This window comes from Micromonospora sp. NPDC049836 (genome assembly GCF_044465125.1).
Lineage (GTDB): Bacteria > Actinomycetota > Actinomycetes > Mycobacteriales > Micromonosporaceae > Micromonospora.
Genome location: NZ_JBITLH010000013.1, coordinates 14,752 through 37,826, shown reverse-complemented (window position 1 = coordinate 37,826; position 23,075 = coordinate 14,752). Strand labels below are relative to the sequence as shown.

The 23,075-nt window shown below is 72.5% G+C and carries 21 protein-coding genes; 14 read left to right on the top strand and 7 right to left on the bottom strand.

All coding sequences use genetic code 11. The features are described from left to right. Nucleotides 1-24: 24 nt before the first annotated feature. Entirely contained in the window at nucleotides 25-804 is a 780-nt protein-coding gene (locus tag ACIBPB_RS27775) for a MerR family transcriptional regulator (RefSeq protein WP_396842389.1), read from the top strand. Here ACIBPB_RS27775 and ACIBPB_RS27770 read toward each other — a convergent pair. After that, on the bottom strand, nucleotides 801-2,027 hold the full coding sequence (locus tag ACIBPB_RS27770; protein WP_396842388.1) for an MFS transporter: 1,227 nt from the start codon (nucleotides 2,025-2,027) through the stop codon (nucleotides 801-803). The two genes, ACIBPB_RS27775 and ACIBPB_RS27770, sit on opposite strands and share 4 nt — an antisense overlap. A gap of 481 nt (nucleotides 2,028-2,508) precedes the next feature. Between ACIBPB_RS27770 and ACIBPB_RS27765 the strand changes: the two genes are divergently transcribed. From ACIBPB_RS27765 to ACIBPB_RS27735, 7 genes are all read left to right on the top strand, one after another. Further along, nucleotides 2,509-4,050, top strand: coding sequence for a hypothetical protein (locus tag ACIBPB_RS27765; protein WP_396842387.1), 1,542 nt, complete (start codon nucleotides 2,509-2,511; stop codon nucleotides 4,048-4,050). A gap of 145 nt (nucleotides 4,051-4,195) precedes the next feature. Beyond that, nucleotides 4,196-5,839, top strand: a complete 1,644-nt coding sequence (locus ACIBPB_RS27760) for a glycoside hydrolase family 10 protein (RefSeq protein ID WP_396842386.1) — start codon at nucleotides 4,196-4,198, stop codon at nucleotides 5,837-5,839. 24 nt (nucleotides 5,840-5,863) lie between these two features. Beyond that, nucleotides 5,864-6,769: a hypothetical protein gene (locus ACIBPB_RS27755; protein ID WP_396842385.1), complete on the top strand. Its 906-nt coding sequence runs from the start codon at nucleotides 5,864-5,866 to the stop codon at nucleotides 6,767-6,769. A gap of 329 nt (nucleotides 6,770-7,098) precedes the next feature. Next, nucleotides 7,099-10,215, top strand: a complete 3,117-nt coding sequence (ileS, locus tag ACIBPB_RS27750; protein ID WP_396842384.1) for an isoleucine--tRNA ligase — start codon at nucleotides 7,099-7,101, stop codon at nucleotides 10,213-10,215. A 72-nt stretch (nucleotides 10,216-10,287) separates the two neighbouring features. Continuing rightward, nucleotides 10,288-10,683 (top strand): GntR family transcriptional regulator, encoded by a 396-nt coding sequence (locus tag ACIBPB_RS27745; protein ID WP_396842383.1) that lies wholly within the window; start codon nucleotides 10,288-10,290, stop codon nucleotides 10,681-10,683. Then, entirely contained in the window at nucleotides 10,680-11,579 is a 900-nt protein-coding gene (locus tag ACIBPB_RS27740; protein WP_396842382.1) for an ABC transporter ATP-binding protein, read from the top strand. The genes ACIBPB_RS27745 and ACIBPB_RS27740 overlap by 4 nt, the downstream gene beginning before the upstream one ends. After that, on the top strand, nucleotides 11,576-12,547 hold the full coding sequence (locus tag ACIBPB_RS27735) for an ABC transporter permease subunit (RefSeq protein WP_396842381.1): 972 nt from the start codon (nucleotides 11,576-11,578) through the stop codon (nucleotides 12,545-12,547). The genes ACIBPB_RS27740 and ACIBPB_RS27735 overlap by 4 nt, the downstream gene beginning before the upstream one ends. Before the next feature lie 66 nt (nucleotides 12,548-12,613). Here the strand turns inward: ACIBPB_RS27735 and ACIBPB_RS27730 are convergent, their stop codons facing one another. Together ACIBPB_RS27730 and ACIBPB_RS27725 are read right to left on the bottom strand one after the other, a co-directional pair. Next, nucleotides 12,614-12,964, bottom strand: coding sequence for a DoxX family protein (locus tag ACIBPB_RS27730; protein WP_396842380.1), 351 nt, complete (start codon nucleotides 12,962-12,964; stop codon nucleotides 12,614-12,616). Between the two features lie 13 nt (nucleotides 12,965-12,977). Further along, nucleotides 12,978-13,283, bottom strand: a complete 306-nt coding sequence (locus tag ACIBPB_RS27725; protein WP_396842379.1) for a hypothetical protein — start codon at nucleotides 13,281-13,283, stop codon at nucleotides 12,978-12,980. Nucleotides 13,284-13,385: 102 nt separating this feature from the next. Here ACIBPB_RS27725 and ACIBPB_RS27720 point away from each other — a divergent pair, with 102 nt between their 5' ends. Then, complete coding sequence (locus tag ACIBPB_RS27720; RefSeq protein ID WP_396842378.1) at nucleotides 13,386-14,300, top strand: LysR family transcriptional regulator; 915 nt, start codon at nucleotides 13,386-13,388, stop codon at nucleotides 14,298-14,300. Here the strand turns inward: ACIBPB_RS27720 and ACIBPB_RS27715 are convergent. Both ACIBPB_RS27715 and ACIBPB_RS27710 read right to left on the bottom strand, forming a co-directional pair. Next, nucleotides 14,297-14,767 (bottom strand): hypothetical protein, encoded by a 471-nt coding sequence (locus ACIBPB_RS27715; RefSeq protein WP_396842377.1) that lies wholly within the window; start codon nucleotides 14,765-14,767, stop codon nucleotides 14,297-14,299. The genes ACIBPB_RS27720 and ACIBPB_RS27715 overlap by 4 nt on opposite strands. Next, nucleotides 14,764-15,357, bottom strand: a complete 594-nt coding sequence (locus ACIBPB_RS27710) for a CDP-alcohol phosphatidyltransferase family protein (protein WP_396842376.1) — start codon at nucleotides 15,355-15,357, stop codon at nucleotides 14,764-14,766. Before ACIBPB_RS27710 ends, ACIBPB_RS27715 begins: the two co-directional genes overlap by 4 nt. A 140-nt stretch (nucleotides 15,358-15,497) precedes the next feature. On the opposite strand from ACIBPB_RS27710, the gene ACIBPB_RS27705 reads away from it, so the two are divergent. Together ACIBPB_RS27705 and ACIBPB_RS27700 are read left to right on the top strand one after the other, a co-directional pair. Further along, the gene (locus ACIBPB_RS27705) at nucleotides 15,498-16,604 is read left to right on the top strand and encodes a sensor histidine kinase (protein ID WP_396842374.1); all 1,107 of its coding nucleotides are present in this window, start codon (nucleotides 15,498-15,500) and stop codon (nucleotides 16,602-16,604) included. Beyond that, complete coding sequence (locus ACIBPB_RS27700; protein WP_396842373.1) at nucleotides 16,601-17,248, top strand: response regulator; 648 nt, start codon at nucleotides 16,601-16,603, stop codon at nucleotides 17,246-17,248. The genes ACIBPB_RS27705 and ACIBPB_RS27700 overlap by 4 nt, the downstream gene beginning before the upstream one ends. A 35-nt stretch (nucleotides 17,249-17,283) precedes the next feature. Here the strand turns inward: ACIBPB_RS27700 and ACIBPB_RS27695 are convergent, their stop codons facing one another. Next, nucleotides 17,284-18,372 carry an epoxide hydrolase family protein gene (locus tag ACIBPB_RS27695; protein WP_396842372.1) on the bottom strand — a complete coding sequence of 363 codons (1,089 nt, stop codon included), beginning with the start codon at nucleotides 18,370-18,372 and terminating at the stop codon, nucleotides 17,284-17,286. A 129-nt stretch (nucleotides 18,373-18,501) separates the two neighbouring features. Between ACIBPB_RS27695 and ACIBPB_RS27690 the strand changes: the two genes are divergently transcribed. The 3 genes from ACIBPB_RS27690 to ACIBPB_RS27680 all read left to right on the top strand — a co-directional run bounded on the left by ACIBPB_RS27690 (nucleotide 18,502) and on the right by ACIBPB_RS27680 (nucleotide 20,146). Beyond that, the gene (locus ACIBPB_RS27690) at nucleotides 18,502-18,720 is read left to right on the top strand and encodes a helix-turn-helix domain-containing protein (protein ID WP_357323815.1); all 219 of its coding nucleotides are present in this window, start codon (nucleotides 18,502-18,504) and stop codon (nucleotides 18,718-18,720) included. Next, nucleotides 18,720-19,427: a Clp protease N-terminal domain-containing protein gene (locus ACIBPB_RS27685; RefSeq protein ID WP_396842371.1), complete on the top strand. Its 708-nt coding sequence runs from the start codon at nucleotides 18,720-18,722 to the stop codon at nucleotides 19,425-19,427. The genes ACIBPB_RS27690 and ACIBPB_RS27685 overlap by 1 nt, the downstream gene beginning before the upstream one ends. Before the next feature lie 200 nt (nucleotides 19,428-19,627). Next, nucleotides 19,628-20,146, top strand: a complete 519-nt coding sequence (locus tag ACIBPB_RS27680) for a barstar family protein (RefSeq protein WP_396842370.1) — start codon at nucleotides 19,628-19,630, stop codon at nucleotides 20,144-20,146. A 55-nt stretch (nucleotides 20,147-20,201) separates the two neighbouring features. On the opposite strand, the gene aceE is transcribed toward ACIBPB_RS27680, so the two are convergent. Further along, on the bottom strand, nucleotides 20,202-22,919 hold the full coding sequence (aceE, locus tag ACIBPB_RS27675; RefSeq protein WP_396842369.1) for a pyruvate dehydrogenase (acetyl-transferring), homodimeric type: 2,718 nt from the start codon (nucleotides 22,917-22,919) through the stop codon (nucleotides 20,202-20,204). Nucleotides 22,920-23,075: the final 156 nt, after the last annotated feature.

The following is a 23,075-nucleotide window of genomic DNA, read 5'->3' as shown; positions in this document are numbered from 1 at the left end:
ACGAGTGAGGGCAGGATCTACCGCATGCTGACGATCGGGCAACTGGCCTCGTACGCCGGGGTCACCGTGCGCGCGGTGCGGCACTACCACCAGATCGGGCTGCTGCCCGAGCCGGAACGGGACTCCTCGGGCTACCGGCGCTACGGCGCGACGGCGGTCGTGTCCCTCATCAGGATCCGCACCCTCGCCGACGCCGGCGTGCCGCTGTCGCAGATCAGCGAGATGCTCGACGCCGACGCGGCGACCTTCGCCGAGGCGGTGCGGCGGATCGACCGACGCCTGCGCGACGACATCCAGCGGCTGCAGGCCAGCCGCGAGCAGATCGCGCGGCTCACCGCCGGGGACGGCCTGGCGCTGCCCCCGGAGGTGGCCGCGTACCTCGACCGGCTCCGGGAGATCGGGGCGTCGAAGCGGATGGTGGCCGCCGAGCGGGACGGGTGGATCCTGGTCGCGGCTCGCCGGCCCGATCGCGTCGTCGAGTGGATGCCGGCGAAGCTCGCGCAGCTCGACGACCCGCACGTGGTCCGGCTCTACCAGGTGCTGTCCGAGATCTTCGACAGCGACACCGCCCAGGACGACCTGCTGGTGGAGGCGGCCGACATCATGGCCGCCCTGGCCGAGCAGGCGTACCGCTCGGGGGACGTGGTCGGCGAGGAGGAGGCGCTGGACGACCTGCCGGACCTGCTGGACTCGCTGGCCACCGAGCAGGACCCGCGCACGGAGCGGCTGCGGGCGCTGATGCGCGAGCGTGGCTGGTCGGGTTGGACCCGGATGGAACGGCTGCCGGAGCCGCCCGGGTCCTAGGGTTGCGGCGCCTCGCCGGGCAGCGCCGCCGCCCGGACCCGGCCGATCAGCGCCACGATCGCCAGCGCCAGCACCGCCACCACCACGAACGCGGTACGCAGGTCCAGCGCGCCGGCGAGCAGGCCGATCACCGGCGCCGCGAGCAGCGCGCCGGGCCACTGGCCCATCGCCACCACGGAGACTCCCTCGCCGGCGGTCAGGCCGGGCTGCTCGCCGGCGAAGCCGAGCACCGTCGGCGTCACGCAGGCCAGGCCGAATCCGAGCAGCCCGAAGCCGGCCATGACCGCGGCGGGATGGGGGTACGCCACCGGCAGCGCCACGCCCGCGGTGGCGACCAGCGCGGAGAGCCGGACGAAGCGGATCCGCCCGACCCTGCCGGCCAGCCGGTCGCCGACCAGCCGGGCGACGGTGGCGGCCAGCGACAGGCAGGTGTAGGTGGCGGCGGCCACCACCGCGGCGGCGCCGGCGACCTCGGTCGCGTACAGCGCGCTCCACTGCGCGCCGGCCATCTCGACGAACGAGGCGAGGAACGCGATCACCGCAAGCAGCAGCAGTTGTGGGGTGAACCGGTCCCGCAGCCGCCGGCGGGCCGCGCCGTCCCCGGTGTCCTGTCGGGGCGTGTCGGGCAGCCAGCGGTGGGTGCCGACCAGCATTGCTCCCAGCAGGACACTGGTGATCGCCATCTGCGCCGACGGGGACAGCCCGAGCGCGGCGGCGCCGGTGCCGCACAGGCCGCCGACCAGCATGCCGATGCTGAACCCGGCGTGAAACGTGGACAAGATCGGCCGCCCGTAGCGCTGCTGCACCTCGACCGACTGGGCGTTCATCGGGGTGGCCAGCAGGTTGGCGGCGAAGCCCCACACGGCGAGCCCGGCGACCAACGCCACCATGGTGCTGGACGCGGCCAACAGCGGCGCGTTGACCAGGATCAGCGCCGCGCCGGCCAGCGCCAACCGGCGGGTGTTGATCCGGCTGATCAGCACCGCGACCACGACCAGGGAGACCAGTTCCCCCGCGTTGGTGGCGATGTTGGCCAGCCCCCAACCGGTGTTGCCGACGCCGACCGCGTCTCGGACCTCCGGTACGCGGGCGGACCAGCCGCCGATGGCCAGGCCCATGATGACGAAGAGCAGCAGCACCGATCGGCGGGCCAGCACGGCGGTCCGGGGCACCGGCGGCGCGGGCGGCTCACCCGTCTGCTGCTGCGTCGAGGTGTCCGTCATGGTCGTCGTACCTCTCTCCGTCGGCCTCTGCGTCCCCTACCCGCTCGCGCGGCCGGGAAAGCACGCGCGGCGAAGCGACCGACGGACGGCGCACGCCTTTCGCGGCGCCGGACGTCAGCCCGGGCCGAGCACCCAGGTTGTGGGTGGTCAGGATCTGCGACGCCGATGCCGCGACACGCTACGGAGACCACCGCCGCACCCGCACCGGAGATTGGAGGCAGCGAAAGGGGTCTGGCCGACCCCGTGGCCCCTTCCTGGTTCGGCGGCGGGTCGGAACGTGGTGGCGCCGCCCGGCGCTGTCCGCCATCCTGGTCGCCATGCTCGTCGTGCACCGTGTTCGGGTCCGCCGGGGCGCCCATGCCCGTGGCGCGGCGCACGTGGCGCGGGGTCGATCGGTCGCGGCGTACCGACGTCCGCCGCTACCGGCGGGTGAGCCGCTGGTCGGCGGTCCGGCCGGCCGGACGGCAGGGCAGCGGCCGGCATGATGCGGTCACCTCCGGCGGGCACGCCGGCCGGCGAGGAGAGACTGCGGGAGTTGCGCCGCGGCCTGGCGGGTAACCCCGCCCTGCCCGCCGCCCTCGTCGCCCAGCTGGCCGCGCTGGACGACGCCGCGGTGCGCCGGGAGCTGGCCGAGCGTGACGATCTCGGCGCAGACCAGCTCCGCCTCCTGGCGCACCGCGGTGAGCCGGAGGTGGTGATTCGGCTGCTGTCGCGCGGGCTGGTGTCGCCGGGCGAGGTCGACCACGTCGACCCACCGATCGTGATCGCGATGGCGGACCTCGCCGCGATCCCCGAGGACTGGGCATGGCGACTCGCGGCCAGCCCGGACCCGGCCGTCCGGGCCGCTCTCGCCGCCACCGCGCATCTGCCGCCGGCCGTCGTTGCCGCCCTCGCCGACGACCCGGACCTGGAGGTGGTGGCCGAGGCCGCCGGCTCGCCGAGGATCAGCGACACCGTGGCGGCGCGGCTCGCGACCCACCGGCATCTGAGCGTACGTCGGGCGTTGGCCGGTAACGAGCACGCGCCGCGCCACCTGCTCGTCGCGTTGGCCGAGCGGCACGTACCGGCCGCGGAGCTGTGCCCGGCCTGCGACGGCTCCGGTCATTGGCTGGCCGAGCAGTGGCGCTGCGACGGCACGCACCGGGACGCGCTGGACGACCTGGACTACGCGCTCACCCTCAATCCCCGCACCCCGGCCGGGACCGTCCGCCGGTTCGCCGCTCATCCGTCGACGCATGTGCGCTGGCGGCTCGCCGTCCGCACCGACCTGCCGCAGGACGCCTACCGAGCCCTCGCCCAGGATCCGACACCGGGCATCCGTGGCGACGTCGCCGCGAACCCCGCCGTCGACGAGGCGCTCATCCGAGCCATGGCCGACGACACCACCTACGACGTACGCCGCCGCCTGGCGCACCACCCGGCCGTGCCGCTCGATGTCCTCGTCGCGCTGGCCACGTCGGCGAAGATCGGCCCCACCCTGCTGCCGCGCATCGCCGCGGCCACACCCGCCGAGATCGGCGACCTCGCTGCTTCGCCGGTCCCGGCCGTGCGGATGCTCCTCGCCGCGCGACCTGACCTGCCCCGCCAGATCATCGATCAGCTCGCCGATGACCACGACGCGAAGGTGCTCAGCGCTGTCGCGTCGAACCCGGCCTTGAGCGGAGCCCAGCTACGGACGATGGTGGCGGCGCACGGTCCACGGATCGCCGCGAGGGTCGCCGGCAATCCGGCCTGTCCCCCGGACCTGCTGACGCAGCTCGCCCGGCAGGCCCCACCGGTGCGGAGGGCGCTGCGCCACATCGCCGCACACCCGAACGCGCCGGCCGAGGCGCTCGTTGCCTGCCTGGCGGACGAGCGGGCACGCCGGATCGCCGCGAGCCATCCCGCGCTGCCGGCACAAACGATCATCCAGCTGCTCGCCGACGCCGACACCTACGTCGCCGCTGCGGCGGCAGCCAATCCGTCCCTCCCGGAAGCGGTCATGCGCGACCTCGCGGCACCGGGCACCGGATCCGTCGGCTGAGGGCCTTCCCGGTCGAGTCGGTGCGCTGCGGTCAGCGCTCCCGGCACGTCTGCCCGATGCTGGCTCGTGCCGCGCTGCTCCCCCGACGCCGCCGTCACCCAGGACCGGTTGGGCCCGGACCGACCGTACTGGGCAGACTAGGGCGATGTCCGCCGTCGATCCGCCCGTCCAGTCCGTCCGCCGTCGCCGCGTCCGGGCGTGGCTCGCCGTGGTCGCGGTGCTCGCCTTGGTGGCCGGGGTCGGCGCCTGGTCGGTGCGGGGTCGGGTCGCCCGCGATGGCGGGCCGTCCGCGTCCGGTGACGCGGCCGCCCTCGCCGCCGGTGGCACCGACTGCGCCGGCCGGCCGGCCCGGGCGACCCGCGAGGTACGCGGGATGTGGATCACGACGGTGAACAACATCGACTGGCCGAGCCGGCGCGGGCTGCCGGCGGAACAGGCGCGGGCGGAGTTCCGCGGCTGGCTGGACCTGGCGGTGCGGCAGCACCACAACGCGGTGTTCGTGCACGTGCGGCCGAGCGGAGACGCGCTCTGGCCGTCGGCGTACGCGCCCTGGTCGGAGTGGCTGACCGGCCGCCGGGACGGCCGCGACCCGGGCTGGGACCCGATGGCGTTCATGGTCGCCGAGGCGCACGCCCGCAACCTGGAGTTCCACGCCTGGTTCAACCCGTACCGGGGCGGGCAGCCCGCCACGGTCGGCGGCCCCGGCCCCCGGCTCGACCAGCTCGCGCCGAACCATCCGCTGCGCCGGCATCCCGACTGGGTGGTCACCTATCCCAGCGCCGACCGGCCCGGCAGCCGCCTCTACTTCAACCCGGGTGTGCCGGAGGCCCGCCGGTTCGTCGAGGACGCGATGCTGGAGGCGGTCCAGCGGTACGACGTCGACGGGGTGCACTTCGACGACTTCTTCTACCCGTACCCGGAGCAGGGGCAGGACTTCCCGGACGGCGCGGCGTTCGCCCGGTACGGCCAGCGGTTCACCGACCGGCACGCCTGGCGCCGGGACAACGTCAACACGCTGGTCCGGGAGATGAGCGAACGGATCAAGGCGATGAAGCCGTGGGTGAAGTTCGGCATCAGCCCGTTCGGCATCTGGCGCAACCAGCGCACCGACAGGGCCGGCTCGGCCAGCCGCGGCCTGCAGAGCTACGACGACATCTACGCCGACACCCGGCTCTGGGTACGCCAGCGGTGGCTGGACTACATCGTGCCGCAGCTCTACTGGCACATCGGCTTCGACCGGGCCGACTACGCGAAGCTACTGCCCTGGTGGGCGGCGACGGTCAAGGGCACCGGCGTGCAGCTCTGGATCGGCCAGGCCGACTACCGGGTGGGCGAGCGCGGCGCGTGGCGCGACCCGGCCGAGCTGGACCGCCAGCTCGCCCTCAACCGGCGCTACGGGGTGAGCGGAAGCGTGCACTTCAGCGCCCGGCAGGTACGCGCCGACAAGCTCGGCGCGGTCACCCGGTACCGCCGGGCGCACTACGCCGAACCGGCGCTGCCGCCCCCGATGGCCCAGCTGCCGGCGGCCCCGCCGGACGCTCCCACGCTCACCGGCACTCGGCGCGCCGACGGCGGCGTGGAGCTGAGCTGGCGCGGGGACGGTGCGACGAGCTTCGCCGTGTACCGGGTGGACGGTGACACCGCTCGGCTCGTCGGCACGACCCGGTCGGCCGCCTGGACCGACCGTACGGCTCCCCGCGATCACCCGCTGTCCTACTGCGTGTCCGGCCTGGACCGCAGCGGGAACGAGGGCCGGCTCAGCGCGGCGCGGTCCGTCGGGGCCGGTTGACAGCGCAGGTGGTAGAACCACCCCATGCGGCAACAGACGGACCCACTGGCCGGAGTCGACGAGGTCCCGTGGGGGTCACTGCACCACGCCTACGGCCCGGCCGTCGACGTACCGGACCAGTTACGCGCGTTGCGCTCGGCGGAGGTGCCGGTCCGGCGCCGTGCCCTGTCCGAGCTGTTCGGCAACGTCTACCACCAGGGCACCCGGTGGGGGGCGAGTTGCCACGTGGTGCCGTTCCTGGTTGCGCTCGCCGACGACCCGGCCACCCCGGACCGGGCGGCGGTGGCCGACCTGCTCCGGTCGGTGGTGCTCGGCGACCGGCGCGACGACGAGCTGCCGTTCGATCCGCGGCGGACCTTCGCCGCCGGCGAGGGGATCACCGACGAACAGGCGGCGCTGGTGGAGCAGCATCTGGAGGCCGAGGACCTGTACGAGCACGAGGAGGCCGCGGACCTGGCTGACCACGTGGCGGTCCGGTGGGAGGCCGACGCCTTCCACGCCGGGGCCCGGCACACCGACCGGTACGTCCGCTGGCTCACCGATCCGGACCCGCGGCTGGCCGGATACGCCGCCGAGCTGCTCGCCTGGTTCCCGCCCGACGAGGCCGCGTTGACCGGGCTCATCGACGTTCCGGCCGACGAGGCCCACGCCGCCCCCCGGGCCAGCGCCAACCTGACCCTGGCCCACTGGCCGGCCGGCCTCGAGCGGATCGACGCCGGCCTCCGCGAGCTGCTGTCCGCGTACGCCGCGGTCGTCCGGGTCACGGCGGCGGTCGGCCTGGCATACCGGCTCGGTGACCAACTGCCCGACCGCGCTCTCGACGTCCTCACCGACGCCCGCACCTCGGACTTCGATGCCGCCGTACCCGGCTGGGACCGGTCGGTGCGCGGGTTCGTGGCTGTCGCCCTGCACCGGCTGGGTCTGGCCTGACGTACCACCAAGGCGTTCCTGGCGATGGCGGGAAACGCGTTGCGGGCGACGCTCCCCCCTCCGGTAGCATTCCCGGCGCAAGGCGTGGATGGGGACGAGTACCGCCGCACGCAGCCAGGAGCGACCCGGGGATGGTGGAAGCCCGGGGGTGTGCGCAGCGGGAAGATCACCCCGGAGCCGTCGGAGGAAAGGCCGCCGAGGCCGAGTAGAACCGACCGCAGCACCTCGAGTGGGCCGGGACGGCGCGTCGCGGCCAAGGAGGGTGGTACCGCGGGGTCTGGCGCCTCGTCCCTCCGTTGGCGGCAGTTCCGATGTCCGACGGAGGATCCATGTACCGCTCAGTGGCGGCTCAGGTCGACCTGCCCGCGCTCGATCACGAGATCCTGCGCTTCTGGCGGGCGAACGACATCTTCGCGCGCAGCCTGGAGCAGTCCCGGGGCCGGCCGGAGTGGGTGTTCTACGAGGGGCCCCCGACCGCGAACGGCATGCCCGGCGCCCACCACATCGAGGCGCGCGTCTTCAAGGACGCCTTCCCGCGCTACCGGACGATGAAGGGCTACCACGTCGCCCGCAAGGCCGGCTGGGACTGCCACGGCCTGCCGGTGGAGCTGGCCGTGGAGAAGGAACTCGGGTTCAGCGGCAGGCAGGACATCGAGGAGTACGGCATCGCCGAGTTCAACGCGAGGTGCCGGGAGTCGGTGACCCGGCACACCGACGCGTTCGCCGAACTGACCGAGCGCATGGGCTACTGGGTCGACATGCGGGACGCGTACCGGACGATGGACCGGGACTACATCGAGTCCGTCTGGTGGTCGCTGCAACAGATCTTCGACAAGGGCCTGCTCGTCGAGGACTTCCGGGTCGCCCCCTGGTGCCCGCGGGACCAGACCACCCTCTCCGACCACGAGCTGGCCCAGGGCTACGAGACGGACGTCGACCCCGCCGTCTACGTCCGGTTCCCGCTCACCTCCGGCCCGCTCGCCGGCCGCGCGTCGCTGCTGGTCTGGACCACGACGCCGTGGACGCTGGTGTCGAACACCGCCGTCGCGGTCAACCCCGCGGTCAGCTACGTGGTGGCCACCGACGGTGACGAGCAGGTGGTGATCGCCGAACCGCTGATGGCATCGGTGCTGGGCGCGGGCTGGACCACCACCGGCGAGTCGTTCACCGGCAAGGAGCTGGAGCGCTGGACCTACCGGCCACCGTTCGACCTGGTCGAGGTGCCGGACGCGCACATCGTCATCCTGGCCTCCTACGTCACCACGGACAGCGGCACCGGCCTGGTCCACCAGTCCCCCGCGTTCGGCGCGGACGACCTGGCCAGCTGCCGGGCGTACGGGTTGCCGATGGTGAACCCGGTCCGTCGGGACGGCACCTTCGAGCCGGACGTACCGCTGGTCGGCGGCCTGTTCTTCCGGGCCGCGAACGAGCCGCTCGTCGAGGAACTGACCAAGGCCGGCCTGCTCTTCCGCCACGCGCCGTACGAACATCAGTATCCGCACTGCTGGCGCTGCCACACCGCGCTCATCTACTACGCGCAGCCGTCCTGGTACGTGCGGACCACCGCGGTCCGGGACGCGCTGCTGCGCGAGAACGAGAAGACCACCTGGCAGCCGGAGACGGTCAAGCACGGCCGGTACGGTGACTGGCTGAGCAACAACGTCGACTGGGCGCTGTCCCGCAACCGCTACTGGGGGACGCCGCTGCCCATCTGGCGCTGCCCCGACGGCCACCTGACCTGCGTCGGCTCGCTGGCCGAGCTCGGCGACCTGGCCGGCCGCGACCTGTCGGCGCTGGATCCGCACCGGCCGTTCATCGACGACGTGTCGTTCGCCTGCCCCTCGTGCGCGTTGACCGCCCACCGGGTTCCCGAGGTCATCGACGCCTGGTACGACTCCGGCTCGATGCCGTTCGCCCAGTTCGGGTACCCCTACCGGAACCGGGAGCTGTTCGAGCGGCGCTTCCCGGCGCAGTTCATCTCCGAGGCGATCGACCAGACCCGGGGCTGGTTCTACACCCTGATGGCCGTCGGCACGCTCGTGTTCGACCGCTCCCCGTACGAGAACGTGGTCTGCCTGGGTCACATCCTCGCCGAGGACGGCCGCAAGATGTCCAAGCACCTCGGCAACATCCTTGAGCCGATCCCGCTGATGGACACCCACGGCGCGGACGCGGTGCGCTGGTTCATGGCGGCCGTCGGCTCGCCGTGGTCGGCCCGCCGGGTCGGGCACGCCACGCTCCAGGAGGTCGTCCGCAAGACGCTGCTGACGTACTGGAACACCGTCGCCTTCCAGGCGCTCTACGGCCGTACCGCGGGCTGGTCGCCGTCGGCGGCGGACCCGGCGCCGGCCGACCGGCCGGTGCTCGACCGCTGGGTGTTGTCCGAGCTGACCGACCTGGTCGGCAAGGTCGACGCGGCGATGGCGGCGTTCGACACGCACGAGACCGGCAAGCTGCTCGCCGGGTTCGTCGACGACCTGTCGAACTGGTACGTGCGGCGCAGCCGGCGGCGGTTCTGGCGCGGCGATCCGGCCGCCCTGGCCACCCTGCACGAAGCACTGCGCACCGTGACGTTGCTGATGGCGCCGATCACCCCGTTCATCACCGAGCGCGTCTGGCAGGACCTGATCGTGGCCGTCGACCCGCGGGCGCCGCAGTCGGTGCACCTGGCGGCGTTCCCGGCTGTCGACGAGTCGTTGCGCGACCCCGCGTTGTCCGCCCAGATGGTGGTCGCCCGGCAGTTGGTCGAACTGGGCCGGGCGGCGCGAGCCGAGTCGGGGATGAAGGTGCGCCAGCCGCTCTCCCGGGCCCTGGTCTCGGCGGCCGGCTTCGCCGACCTGCCGGCGGACCTGCTCGCGGAGATCGCCGCGGAGCTGAACGTCGGCGGGCTCGCCCCGGTCGCCGGTTCGTTCGTGGACACCACGGCCAAGGCCAACTTCCGTACCCTCGGCAAGCGGTTCGGCAAGAACGTGCAGCAGGTCGCCAGGGCGATCGCGGCGGCCGACGCCGCCGCGCTCACGACGGCCCTGCGCACGGCGGGACGGGCGACCCTCGAGGTCGACGGGGAACCGGTAACGCTCGGCCCCGACGAGGTCGTCAGCACCGAGACGCCGCGCGAGGGCTGGGCCGTGGCCTCGGACGCCGGCGCGACCGTGGCGCTGGATCTGCGGCTGACCCCGGAGCTGCGCCGGGCCGGCCTGGCCCGGGACGCGATCCGCCAGATCCAGGAGGCCCGCAAGGCCAGCGGGTTCGAGGTGACCGACCGCATCGAGCTGCGCTTCGTGGCCGGCGACGAGGACACCGCACTCGCCCTGAGCGAGCACCGCGACCTGGTCGCCGACGAGGTGCTGGCCACGGAGTACGCCGCCGGCGAGCCGACCTGGGCGGGTGCGCGGACCTTCACGGACGAGACGAGCGGGCTGCGGTTCTGGCTCCGTAGGGCCTGACCGCGGGTCGGCTCTCTTGACCGCCGACCTGCTGCTTTACTATGTTACTAGTAAAGCAGCAGGGGGCTTACCGTGTTCGTCTTCCGGCTCGACACCCACTCCGGCGTGCCGCCGTACCTGCAACTCGTCCAGCAGGTCCGCCAGGCGGTGCTGCTGGGCTTCCTCCAACCCGGTGACCGCCTCCCGCTCATCCGCGAGGTGGTCGAGGACCTGGCGATCAATCCGAACACCGTCGCCAAGGCGTACCGGCAGATGGAGCAGGAGAACCTGGTCACCGGCCGGCCCGGCCAGGGCACGTTCGTCAACGAACAGCAGTCGGCCGCGATGTCGGCGTCGACGTACACGTCGCTGCACCGCGGCCTGGCGACCTGGCTGCGCCGCGCCTACGCCGCCGGCCTCGACGAGCAGGCGGTCAACGCGCTTTTCACCTCCGTCCACCAGCGGACCAGGAACGAGGACGTGGCGTGACAGAGACCGAGTTCGCGCTGCGCACCGACGGCGTGGGCAAGCGGTACCGGAAGGGCTGGGCGCTGCGCGACTGCACCCTGACCCTGCCGGCCGGCGGCGTGATCGCCCTGGTCGGCCCGAACGGCGCGGGCAAGACCACGCTGCTGCGCCTGGTCGTCGGGTTGCTGGCACCGAGCACCGGCACCGTGGAGGTGCTCGGCCACGACGTCACCGCCAGCAGCCCGCACACCCTGTCCCGGGTCGGGTTCCTGGCCCAGGACCACCCGCTGTACAAGCGCTTCACCGTCGCCGAGATGCTCCGCTTCGGCCGGGCCTGCAACCTGCGGTTCGACCAGGGGCTGGCCGAACGCCGGCTGGCGAAGCTGGGCATCCCACTCGACCGCCGGACCGGCACGCTCTCCGGCGGGCAGCAGGCCCAGGTCGCGTTGGCCCTGGCCCTGGCGAAGCGGCCGGACCTGCTTGTCCTCGACGAGCCGGTGGCCAGCCTCGACCCGCTGGCCCGGCACGAGTTCCTGCAGGTCCTCATGGGCGCGGTGGCCGAAGGCGGGGTGACCGTGCTGTTCTCCTCCCACGTCGTGCACGAGCTGGAACGCGTCTGCGACCACCTGGTCGTGCTCAACCAGGGCCGGGTCACGCTCACCGGTGACCTCGACACCCTCCTCGCCGAGCACCGGCTGCTCGTCGGCCCGCGCACGGCCACCGACCTCGACCGGGCCGGCACCGTCGTGCAGGCCGTCCACAGCGACCGGCACACGACCCTGCTGGTACGCGACGGCGCGATCCCGACCGCGCCCGGCTGGCAGGCCCAGCCGGTCGCGCTGGAGGACCTGGTGCTGGCGTACCTGCGCCGGTCGTCCGAGCCGGGCGCCGCGCTCACCTCGGCGGTGGCGGCATGACGTGGTTGATCTGGCGCCAGCACCGGACCGAGGTCTGCGTCCTGGCTCTGCTTGTCGGCATGTTCGGCATCGCCCTGCTCGTGCTCGGGACGCAGGCCCACGACCTGTTCCCCGGCGGTGCCGCCCGGTGTGCGGGAGCGGCCGGGGTCAACGAGGACTGCGCGGCCTCCTTCCGCCGGCTCGACGAGGAGTACGGGTACGTCGAGAACCTCCTGGCGGCCTTCTATCTGGTCCCCGTCGTCATCGGCGCGTTCCTCGGTGCGCCGCTGCTCGCCCGCGAGCTGGAGGACGGCACCTGGCAGCTCGCCTGGACGCAGGCCGTGCCGCGGATGCGCTGGCTGGCGGCCAAGCTCGTGACACTCGCCGGCGTCACCGTCACGCTCACCGCGCTGTTCACCGCGGTGCTCACCTGGTTCCGTCAGCCGTTCGACGCGTGGGAAGGGCGATTCCAGTACGACGCCTTCGACCTGGAGGGACTCGTCCCGGTGGCGTACGCGCTGTTCGCGTTCGGTGTCGCCACCGCCGCCGGCGCGATCGTGCGGCGCAGCCTGCCCGCGTTCGGCGTCGCGTTCGGGGCGTTCCTCGCCGCCCGGATGTCGGTGGCGCTGCTGGCCCGGCCCGCGTACGCCACCCCGCTCACCACCATGGAGCCGGTCCCCGTCGGCGGCTCGACGGACCAGGCGGGGCACCGGCCCGGCTTCGCCGACTGGGTGATCGAACACGGCTACGCCGACGCCACCGGGCGCAGGCTGAGCTGGACCGAGTACTACGAGCTGGAGGGCGCCGCCAACCGGGCCGGCGCCAACCTCAACCAGTTCCTGCACGAGCGGGGCATCCAGCAGTTCGGGGTCTACCACCCGGCCGACCGGTTCTGGCCGTTCCAGCTCATCGAGGCGGCCCTGTTCGTCGCCGTCGCGGCGGTCCTGATCGGGGTGGTGGTGTGGCGGGTACGGCGCCGCATGGTCTAGTGCCCTGACCCCCCTGCCACGCCGCCGGCCCCCTGGGGGACCTAAGGCTGCGATCGTTCCCGGCGTTCACCGGGCGATGGCCAGGACAAGCGAGGCGACGGCCAGCAGCAGGTAACCGCCGGGAAAGGCGATGTTGTGGTACACGCGGGCGCGGAGGTGGGCCGCGACGGCCCCGACGAAGAACAGGACCAGGCCCGTCGCGGCGGCGAGACCGATGAAGCGGGCGCCCAGCAGCCCGAGGAGGAGCCCGACGGCCCCCGCGCCCTTCAGCGTGGCAAGGAACGGGAGCCAGGACTGCGGTACGCCCACCTCAGCCGAGTTGGCGAGGACGAACCTGGCCCGCGCACAGTCAACGGCGGCGATCCCGGCGTTGGCCACGATCGTGACGACGGTGACCGTCAGGTAAGCGGTGAACATCGCGTGCTTCCGCTCAGTCGAGCAGGCGGTAGGCGCCGAGGACGTCGAGCGGTTGCGGCGTCGGGACCTGGCCCACGGCCCAGGTGGCCACGGTTGCCTGCAACCGGCGCGCCGCCGCGATGCCGGGCAGCGGGTTCTCGACGCCCTCGGCCAGTTCCAGCAGGGCAACGAACTCGGTGGTCCCGGTCGGGCGCAGGTACGCGTACCGGATGCCTTCCGGCTCCTGCGCCGCCACGGCCGCGAAGGTCGTCTCGATCGCGTCGACAAGCTCCGCGACGCCCTCGTCGGCTACCTGGTAGCGAACCATCAAAACAGGCATGGCGCCTCCTCGTCAGCGTTGGCGAGCCTGGTGCTCGCTCGCAGCTGAAGCCTTGCCGGGCACGGGATGCCCGTCCAATACCTGCGTCGATAACCTGATGGCATGGATGTCGACACCCGGCTGTTGCGCTACTTCATCGCGGTGGCCGAGGAAGGGAACCTCACCCGCGCCGCAGCCCGACTGTTCGTGTCCCAGCCGGCGCTGACCAAGCAGATCAAGCAACTCGAGGCTCGGCTCGAGATCCAGTTGTTCGTGCGATCCCGCGCCGGCATGGCCCTCACCGCACCGGGTCGGGTCCTGGCGGAGCGGGTGCCGTCCCTGCTGGCCGGCTGGGACCAGCTGCTGGTGGAGAGCAGGGGCACGGCCAGCCAGGTGGCCCGCGTGCTGCGGGTGGGCTTCGTGGCCAGCGCCGCCAACGAGGCCACGACGCAGATCATCGCCGCGTTCAACCGCCGCCGACCCGGCTGGCGGGTCGACATGCGGCAGGCCGCCTGGTCGAACCCGAGCGCCGGGCTCGTCGACGGAAAGGTCGACGCCGCCCTGGTCCGGCTGCCGTTCCCCGGGCAGGACACGCTGCGGGTGGAGGTGTTGTTCACCGAACCCCGCTGGGTCGCACTCCCCACCACGCACCGGCTCGCCACGCGCGACGAGATTTCTGTTCGGGAGCTGTGGGACGAGCCGTTCGTCGCCGCCCCGCCCGAAGCGGGCTGGTCCCGCGACTATTGGTTGGCCAGCGACGAACGCGACGGCCGCCCGGTGCGGATCGGCGCGGTCACCGACCAGCCCGACGATTGGCTCAGCGCGATCGCCAACGGTTACGGCATCGCCTTCGCCCCCGAGTCCTCCGCCCGCTTCTACGCCCGGCCGGGCGTCACCTACCGGCCGGTCACCGACATCAGCCCCAGCCAGGTCGGCGTCGCGTGGCCACCCGCCGCCGACAGCAACCCCGTCGTTCAGGACTTCGTCCGCTGCTGCCTGGACAGCAGACCCCGGCGGCAGGACGGGGCCACCGGCTAGGCCACCACCGCCGGCAGGACGAGGAGCGCGAAACGGAACACCCGCCCGAGGAGGCACGCGACGGCGAACTCCCAGTGCCGGAGCCCCGCGGTGCCGGCGGCGACGCTGACCACGGCCAGCGGTGGAACCCCGACGGCCGCGGAGACGAGCACCGTCGGTAGGGCGGTGCGCCGGCGGGAGAGCCGACGCTGGATCCGCCCGGCCCAACGGGCGCCCCCGGCCGCCACCCGGCCGGAGCGGCTCCGACGCGCGAGTTTCCGGCCCAGCCACCCCGTTCCGCGACGCGCGGCTTCGAACAGGAGCAGCTTGCCGGCGGTCTGCCCGAACGCCAGCGCGAGGACGGCGACCAGGGCGTGACCGCCACGGTGTCCGGCGACGACGGCGTACGCCTCGGCGTTCACGATCGGGACGAGGGCGGAGGCGAGACCGTACCCGAGCGCCAGCACCGCCTCGGCGAGGCTGCTCATGCCCGGCCGTCCCGTTCGAGCAGCCGGACCACCGCCGCGGTTGACCACAGCTTGACCCCGACGACCGCGACGGCGACGGCCAGCGCGAGCCGGTACTGCCCGAACGCGATGGCGCCGACAACCCCGGCGGTGTTGCCGGCCTTCGCCACGGGCGACCAGTTCAACGCCCATACCCGCCGGTCGATCAGATGGAAGTGGTTGGGGCTGAGCACGGGCCAGCACAGGAACGCCAGCGACAGCATGGTGTCCAGCACCAGGAACGAGAGCAGGAACACCAGGGCCACGACCGCGACGTCGGGCACGAGCGCCACCAGACCCACGCAGAGCACGGCGGTGCAGGCACGGTCGCTCACGATGTCGAGGACGGCACCCGCCCGGGTCTCCTGTCCGAGCCGGCGGGCGGCCCAGCCGTCGAGCACGTCGCCGGCCCAGTAGATGCCGTACGCCACCGCCAGCAGTCCGACGGAGCCGGCGACGAGGGCGGCCACCCCGACGCTGACCGAGGCGACCGTGCGGATGGCGGTGATGAGGTTGGCCACCGTACGGAGCGGGCCGATGGTGATCGCGGTGCGCGGGTCGACAAGAGTCACCTCCGCAGCGTCCTGCGGTGACCGTTCCGGCCGGAACGTCCCGCGGTGCCGATCTGGTCGCGGGGGCGGCACCGGGGTGCCGGCCGATCTGGTACCCCGGTACCTGTCCGGCTTCCAGCTTGATCGCCGAGACTGTGCGGGTGAGGACCAGGAACCGGAATGGGTGGCGCGACCCCGAGCGAGTGCGCCGGGTCGCCTACGGCGCGGCGGGCTTGATCATCGCGGTCGTGGTCACCGCCGTCGAGGGGGGCCTCTCGGTGCCGGCGGGCTGGGTGCGGCTGGTGGTGCCCATCGGCCTCGGAGCCCTGGCGCTGCGGCCCGCGTACCGGACCCTGGTCTTCGCGGTCTGCGCCGGGTTCGTGGCGATGGTGAGCACCGGGGAGTCGGTGCAGTTGGGCCTCGCGGCCGCCGGCCTCGTGTTCCTCTCGACCTGCGAAGACCCGGCCCGACGCCCGTGGCTGGGCTGGGTGGTCGGCCTGACCGGCGCCGCCGGCACCCTCACCGTCGCCCTGCTCGACCAGCGTGGGCTGTACGAGCAGCCGATCGGCTTCGTGACGGCCGGCTACCTCCTGGGGGTCCTGTTCCGGTCGTGGTCCCGCGGCCACGCCCTCACCCGGGAGGCAGGTGAGCTGCGCGGCCAGGCAGCCTGGCTCGAGCAGCGCACGAACCTGGCCCGCGAGCTGCATGACGTGGTCGGCCACCACGTCACCGCGATGGTGGTCCAAGCCGAGGCGGGCCAGTTCAGCGCCGACCCGGGGGCGGCGCTGCGGGCGATCGCGGACAGCGGACGTACCGCCCTGAGCGAGCTCGACACGCTCGTCGTGCACCTGCGCGACCCGGACGCGGCGATCGCGGTGAGCGCGCCGCCGCGCCTGTCCGACATCGACGAGCTACTCGCGCAGCCGCTGCGCCAGCAGGGTGTGACGGTGCGGGTACGTCTGGACCCGGAGCCGGGCCTGGACGAGATCGGCGTGCTGACCGTCTACCGCATCGCCCAGGAGGCCCTCACCAACGTCGCCCGGCACGCGAGAGCCACGACCGCCTGCGTCGAACTCGTCCGCGTCGGCGACCGCGTCCGGCTGCGGGTCAGCGACGACGGCATCGGGCCGCCCCCGGCACCCACGCGCGGCTCCGGCCTGCTCGGCATCAAGGAGCGCGTGCGAGCTCGCGGCGGGAGCTGGGAGCTGAGCCGGCGACCTGGCGGCGGCACCGTCGTCCAGGCCGACCTGCCGGTGGCGAAGCCGTGATCCGGGTTGCCATCGCCGACGACCAGCAGCTGGTCCGCGACGGCTTCAGCCTGATCCTGCGGTCCCAACCCGACATCCACGTCGCGGCGGAGGCCGCCGACGGCCGGCAACTCCTCGACGCCGTACGCCGCGACCCGCGCATCGACGTCGCCCTGGTCGACATCCGCATGCCGGTACTCGACGGCCTGCAAGCCACCCGCGAGCTGGCCGCGATCCCGCACGCCCCGGCCGTGATCGTGGTAACCACCTTCGACGACGACGCCTACGTCCTGGACGCCATCGCCGCCGGCGCGCGCGGGTTCCTGCTCAAGCGGGGCAGCGCCCGCGACCTGATCGCGGCGGTGCGCACCGTCGCGGCCGGGGAGGCGATCCTCTCCGCCGAGGTCACCGGCGCCGTCCTCGACCGGGTACGCGCGGCCGGACCGGCCACCCGCGTGGAACTGGCGGCCTACCAGCTGACCGCCCGGGAGACCGACGTGCTCGCGCTGATCGGTGCCGGACTCAACAACACCGAGATCGCCGAACGGCTCCACCTCTCCATGAGCACCGTCAAGACCCACGTCACCAACGTGCTGGCCAAGACCGGCAGCCGCGACCGGGTGCGAGCCGCCATCCTGGCGATCCAGGCCGGCCTTTCACCCTGACCTGAACCGGCGGCGGTGCCGTTGGAGCGCTTGGATCACCGCAGCGGGCTGAAGAAGGCGCGCAGGTCGGCGGCGAGCAGGTCGGGCTCTTCCTGGGCGAAGAAGTGGCCGCCGACGGTGGGCTCGCGCCAGTGGGTGAGGTTGGCGTAGGTGCGTTCGGCGAACGACCGGGGCAGGCCGGCGTCCTCCACGCTGACCGTGATGCCGGCGGGCACGGCGACCATCGGCAGCTCTGGGGCCAGGCGGTCGTCACGGTAGGGCCGGAAGGACGTGCCGATGCAGTTGGTGACCCAGTACAGCATCACGGTGGTCAGCAGCTCGTCGAAGCCGAACCGGCGGGAGATGTCGCCGCCGCAGTCGCTCCAGCGCTGGTACTTCTCGACGATCCAGGCGGCCAGTCCGGACGGCGAGTCGCTCAGCGCGGCCGCAAGCGTGTCGGGCCGGGTTTCCTGGAGGATTCCGTAGCCCCAGTCATCCTGGGCCTTCGCGTCGAGCATGGCGACGAACGCCTCCTCGGCAGCGCTGAGGTCGCCCCGGCGGTCTGCCGGCGGGAACTTGATGTGCTGCGAGAAGACCCCGATGACCCGTTCCGGGTGGCGGGCGCCGAGCCAGGTGGACACGCCCGACCCGATATCGCCGCCGTAGGCGCCGAAGCGCTCGTAACCCAGACCGGTCATCAGCTCAGCCCACACGTCCGCGACCGCCGCCTCGGTCGTCGGGCCCTCGGCGAGGGGTCCGGAGAAGACGAAGCCGGGCAGGCTCGGTATGACGAGGTCGAAGTCCGCCAGCCGGGACACCAGGGGCAGCATCTCCGTGTACGCGCTGGGCCAGCCGTGGGTCAGGATCAGCGCCGTGGCGCCGGGCGACGCCGAACGAACGTGAACGAAGTGGACCGGCGCGCCCCGGACCGTGGTGACGAACTGCGGGTACCGGTTGAGTGAACGCTCGACCGCACGCCAGTCGAATCCATCGAGCCAGTACCGCACCAGGGCTGCCAGGTACCCGGGGTCGGTGCCGGCGGCCCACGGCTCTCCTGGGGCGGCCGGCGCGAGCCGCGCCCGCGAAAGCCGAGCCCGCAGGTCGTCCAGGACGGCTTCGGGCACGTCGATGTGGAAGGGCGTCATCCGGTCATGATCCCATCGGCTGGCGGCCACCGGCGCCCGAGCCGGCCGAGCCGGTGTGCGCAACGCGGCCGCGCACGCCTCCGTCAGCATCTATTGACGAACGGCACCGCGTCAGCATATGCTGACGCCATGTCCGCGATCGCCGACCTTGACCGCGCCGCCCGCGGCAGCGACCCCGATACCGCCCTGCGCGCGGTGGCCCGCCTCCGCCGCCTGCTGGAACAGCTGGAAGTCGAGCAGGTCGCGGCGGCGCGCCGGGCCGGCTGGTCCTGGCAGGAGATCGCCGTCCGGTTGGGTGTCACCAAGCAGACCGTGCACCGCAAGTACCGCCGATACGAGGAGGCGTGATGTTCCAGGGCGCTCACCCCGATCTCCACCGTGTGGTGGGCCACGCTTCGGCCCTGGCCCGCCGGCTCGGCCATCACCGCGTCGGCAGCGAGCACCTCCTGCTGGCCCTCAGCGCTGCGGGCGGCCCGGTCGGTGCCGTGCTCAGCCGGCTCGGGGCGACTGAGCCGGCCGTCCGGGAGGTGGTGTGCCGGGCCGCGCCGCTGGGCGCCGGGGCCGCCGCCGACCGCGACACCCTGGCGCCGCTCGGCGTCGACGTGGACCGGTTGCTGTCCCTGCTGGGTCCGGCCGGCCTGGATCGGCCGACCGCAGCCGAACCCCTGCTGCCGCTCGGAGCGGCCAGGGCACGACGGCGTTGCGCTCGGATGAGTCCGCCGCTCGGACTCGACGCCCAGGCGGCCTACGAGGCGTCACTGCGGCTCGCACTCGCCCGTCGCGACCGCGGACACCGTCCGGAACACCTCGCGCTGACCCTCGTCGCGCTCGACCCCGGAGCCCGGTGGGTCCTACCCGCCGCCGGCGTCGACCCCGCGGCCCTCCTCGCCGAGCTGGCACACGCCTTCCCCCCACCGAAGCGCAACCCGCTGCTGCGCGCCGAACGCTGGATCGGTCGGCGATCCCGCCACTACGATCTCGTCCTGCGCTACGAGCGCACGACCGGGCGCACGGTCACCTCGGGCGCCGCAGTCGCCGCACTCATCGCAGGCTGACCCACATCCGGCTGCCCCCGGAAGCGGGTCTCCTTTCGCGCGGAGCAGGGCCAGCCAGGACGACGGCGAGCCGAACGCCCGCGTGACGCCTACGCCGCAACGGCGCGATCCCCCGTGCGAGGATCAGTGGCGTGGCCTCACCCACCCTCACCGAACGTCGGTCGCCATGGGTCGTCTTCGCCCGGGTTGAGGATCCATGGGTGAGCCGCGAGACCGCCGCACTCGGGACGCAGGGCGGGCGCACCGTCCGGCTCGACGGCCGGGAGCTGCGAGAGCCGGCATCGCTGTTCGCCGCATTCGCCCGGGAGCTGTCCTTCCCCGACTACTTCGGGCACAACTGGGACGCGCTCGTGGACTGCCTGCACGACTGGCACGGCCACGGGGGTCGCACGAAGGACGTCGCGATCCTGATCGACAGGGCAGACGAGCTACTCGGTGCCGCTTTTCTCGGTCTGTTTGTGTCGGTGCTGTGTGAAGCAGCGTGGAAGGCAAATCTCCAGTTGGACGCCGACGGCTGCCCCCACGAGGACCGGTACCCGTTCGCCCTGCACTTCGTCTTCCTCCTCGAAGACACCGCGCCCGCCGCCTTCACCGAGGCTGCGGCGAGCGGCGCGGATGTTGGTGTGGCGCTCGCGGAGGGACGGCTGACCGCGACCCTGACCGGCATCGACTGGCCCGGCGCAGACCCCGTCATGCCGTTCCGGGGCGACCTGCCCTAGCCGCTGACCGCCGCGGCACCGCGGTGGACTGGCGACCGGGCACCCGTGCCGCCCCTCATCCTGTGCCGCCGTGGGCGGTGCCGGCGTACGCTGCCTGTGCCTTGTGCAGCGTGGCCGTGTCCAGCAGCCCGCTCGCGGCCAGCTCCTGCATCACGCGCAGGGCGATCGACGCCTCATCGGTGTGGAAATGCCGGCGCAGGGCCGCGCGGGTGTCGCTCCGGCCGAATCCGTCGGTGCCAAGGGAGGCCCATCGATCGGGTACGAACCGGGCGATCTGGTCCGGTACGGCCCGCATCCAGTCGGACACGGCCACCACCGGCGCGGTGTGCTCCCGCAGCCGACGGGTGACGTACGGGACGCGGGCCGGCTCGTCCGGATGGTGCAGGTTCCACACGTCGGCGGCGAGGGCCTCGCGGCGCAGTTCGGTCCAGGAGGTGACCGACCAGACGTCGGCGGCCACGCCCCAGTCGTCGCCGAGCAGGCGTTGCGCGGCCAGCGCGGCCGGCACGGCGATACCGGACGCCAGGATGTGCGCCGCCGGCGCCTCGGTGTTGGCGGCGCCACGGAGCCGGTGCATCCCGGCCACGATGCCGTCGATGTCGACGTCATCCGGTTCGGCCGGCTGCGGGATCGGCTCGTTGTAGAGGGTGAGGTAGTAGAAGATGTTCTCCTGCGCCTCGCCGTACATCCGGTGCAGGCCGTCCCGCACGATGTGGCCCAGCTCGTAGGCGTAGGCCGCGTCGTAGGCCACGCAGGCGGGATTGGTCGAGGCGAGCAACAGGGAGTGACCGTCCTGATGCTGCAGGCCCTCGCCGTTGAGCGTGGTCCGGCCGGCGGTGGCGCCGAGCAGGAAGCCCCGCGCCATCTGGTCGGCGGCGGCCCAGAGCCCGTCGCCGGTGCGCTGGAAGCCGAACATCGAGTAGAAGATGTAGAGCGGGATCATCGGTTCCGCGTGGGTGGCGTACGACGTGCCGACGGCCGTCCAGGACGCTGTCGCTCCGGCCTCGGTGATCCCCTCGTGCAGGAGTTGGCCGTCGGTGGCCTCCTTGTAGGACAGCAACAGCTCCCGGTCGACCGAGGTGTAGGTCTGCCCGTGCGGCGAGTAGATCTTCTTGGTGGGGAAGAGCGCGTCCAGCCCGAAGGTGCGCGCCTCGTCCGGGATGATCGGCACCAGCCGGTGCCCGATCCCGGGATCTTTGATCAGGTCCTTGACCAGCCGCACCAGGGCCATGGTGGTGGCCACCGCCTGGCCGCCCGAGCCACGTTTCACGCTCGCGTACGCGGCGTCGCCGGGCAGGCTCAGCGGCTGGCTCCTGGTCACGCGACTCGGCAGGTAGCCGCCGAGTTGCTTGCGCCGCTCGTGCAGGTACTCCATCTCGTCGGACTTCTCGCCCGGCCGGTAGTACGGCGGGAGGTAGGGGTTGTCCTCGAGTTGCTTGTCGGGGATGTCGAGGTAGAGGCGGTCGCGGAAGAGTTTGAGGTCTTCCAGGGTCAGCTTCTTCATCTGGTGGGTGGCGTTGCGGGCCTCGAAGTGCGAGCCCAGCGTCCAGCCCTTGATGGTCTTGGCCAGGATCACCGTCGGCTGACCGGTGTGCTCCATGGCGGCCTTGTAGGCGGCGTAGAGCTTGCGGTAGTCGTGGCCGCCGCGTTTGAGGTTCCAGATCTCGTCGTCGGACAGGTGCTCGACCATCTTGCGGGTGCGCGGGTCACGGCCGAAGAAGTGTTCCCGCACGTACGCCCCGGACTCGGCCTTGTAGGTCTGGTAGTCACCGTCGGGGGTGGTGTTCATCAGGTTGACCAGGGCGCCGTCGGTGTCCGCGGCCAGCAGCGGGTCCCACTCCCGACCCCACACCACCTTGATCACGTTCCAGCCGGCGCCCCGGAAGAACGCCTCCAACTCCTGCATGACCTTGCCGTTGCCCCGCACCGGACCGTCCAGCCGCTGCAGGTTGCAGTTGATCACGAAGGTGAGGTTGTCCAACTCCTCCCGCGCGGCCACACCGATCGCGCCCAGGGACTCGACCTCGTCCATCTCACCGTCGCCGAGGAACGCCCACACGTGCTGCTGGGAGGTGTCCTTGATACCGCGGTGCTGCAGGTAGCGGTTGAACCGGGCCTGGTAGATCGCGTTCATCGGCCCCAGGCCCATGGACACGGTCGGGAACTCCCAGAAGTCCGGCATCAGCCGCGGGTGCGGATACGACGGCAGACCACCACCCGGGTGGGAGAGTTCCTGCCGGAAGCCGTCGAGCTGGTCGGCGCTGAGCCGCCCCTCGAGGAAGGCCCGCGCGTACATGCCGGGGGAGGCGTGGCCCTGGTAGAAGATGTGGTCGCCGCCGCCCGGGTGGTCCTTGCCCCGGAAGAAGTGGTTGAAGCCCACCTCATACAACGACGCGGAACTGGCGAAGGTGGAGATGTGGCCACCCACGCCGATCTCCGGGCGCTGCGCCCGGTGCACCAGCATCGCGGCGTTCCACCGGATGTAGGCCCGCAACCGCCGCTCGATGTGCTCGTCCCCCGGGAACCACGGCTCGCGCTCCGGCGGGATGGTGTTGATGTAGTCGGTGGTGGTCAACGACGGCACCCCGACCTGCCGCTCACGAGCCCGCTCCAACAAGCGCAGCATCACATAGCGGGCGCGTTTGGTTCCGCGCTCATCGATGACACCATCAAGCGACTCGACCCATTCGCTGGTCTCTTCAGGGTCGATGTCCGGAAGCTGGCTCGGCAGACCAGCGGTGATCACCGGGCGTCGCCCGGGCCTACGTTCCATCGTCGTTCCTCTCTCCAGGGCCCGTCCGGGCGTTCGCCCGCAGGCGGCTACCGCCTGGGCAGGCCGGGTGGTGTCAACGATCCCGGCGCACCGATCCGCTCGGCCCGACTTCGGTTCGGCGTCGCACGTGGCCGAGGTGTCGCTGTGGCCGGCCGT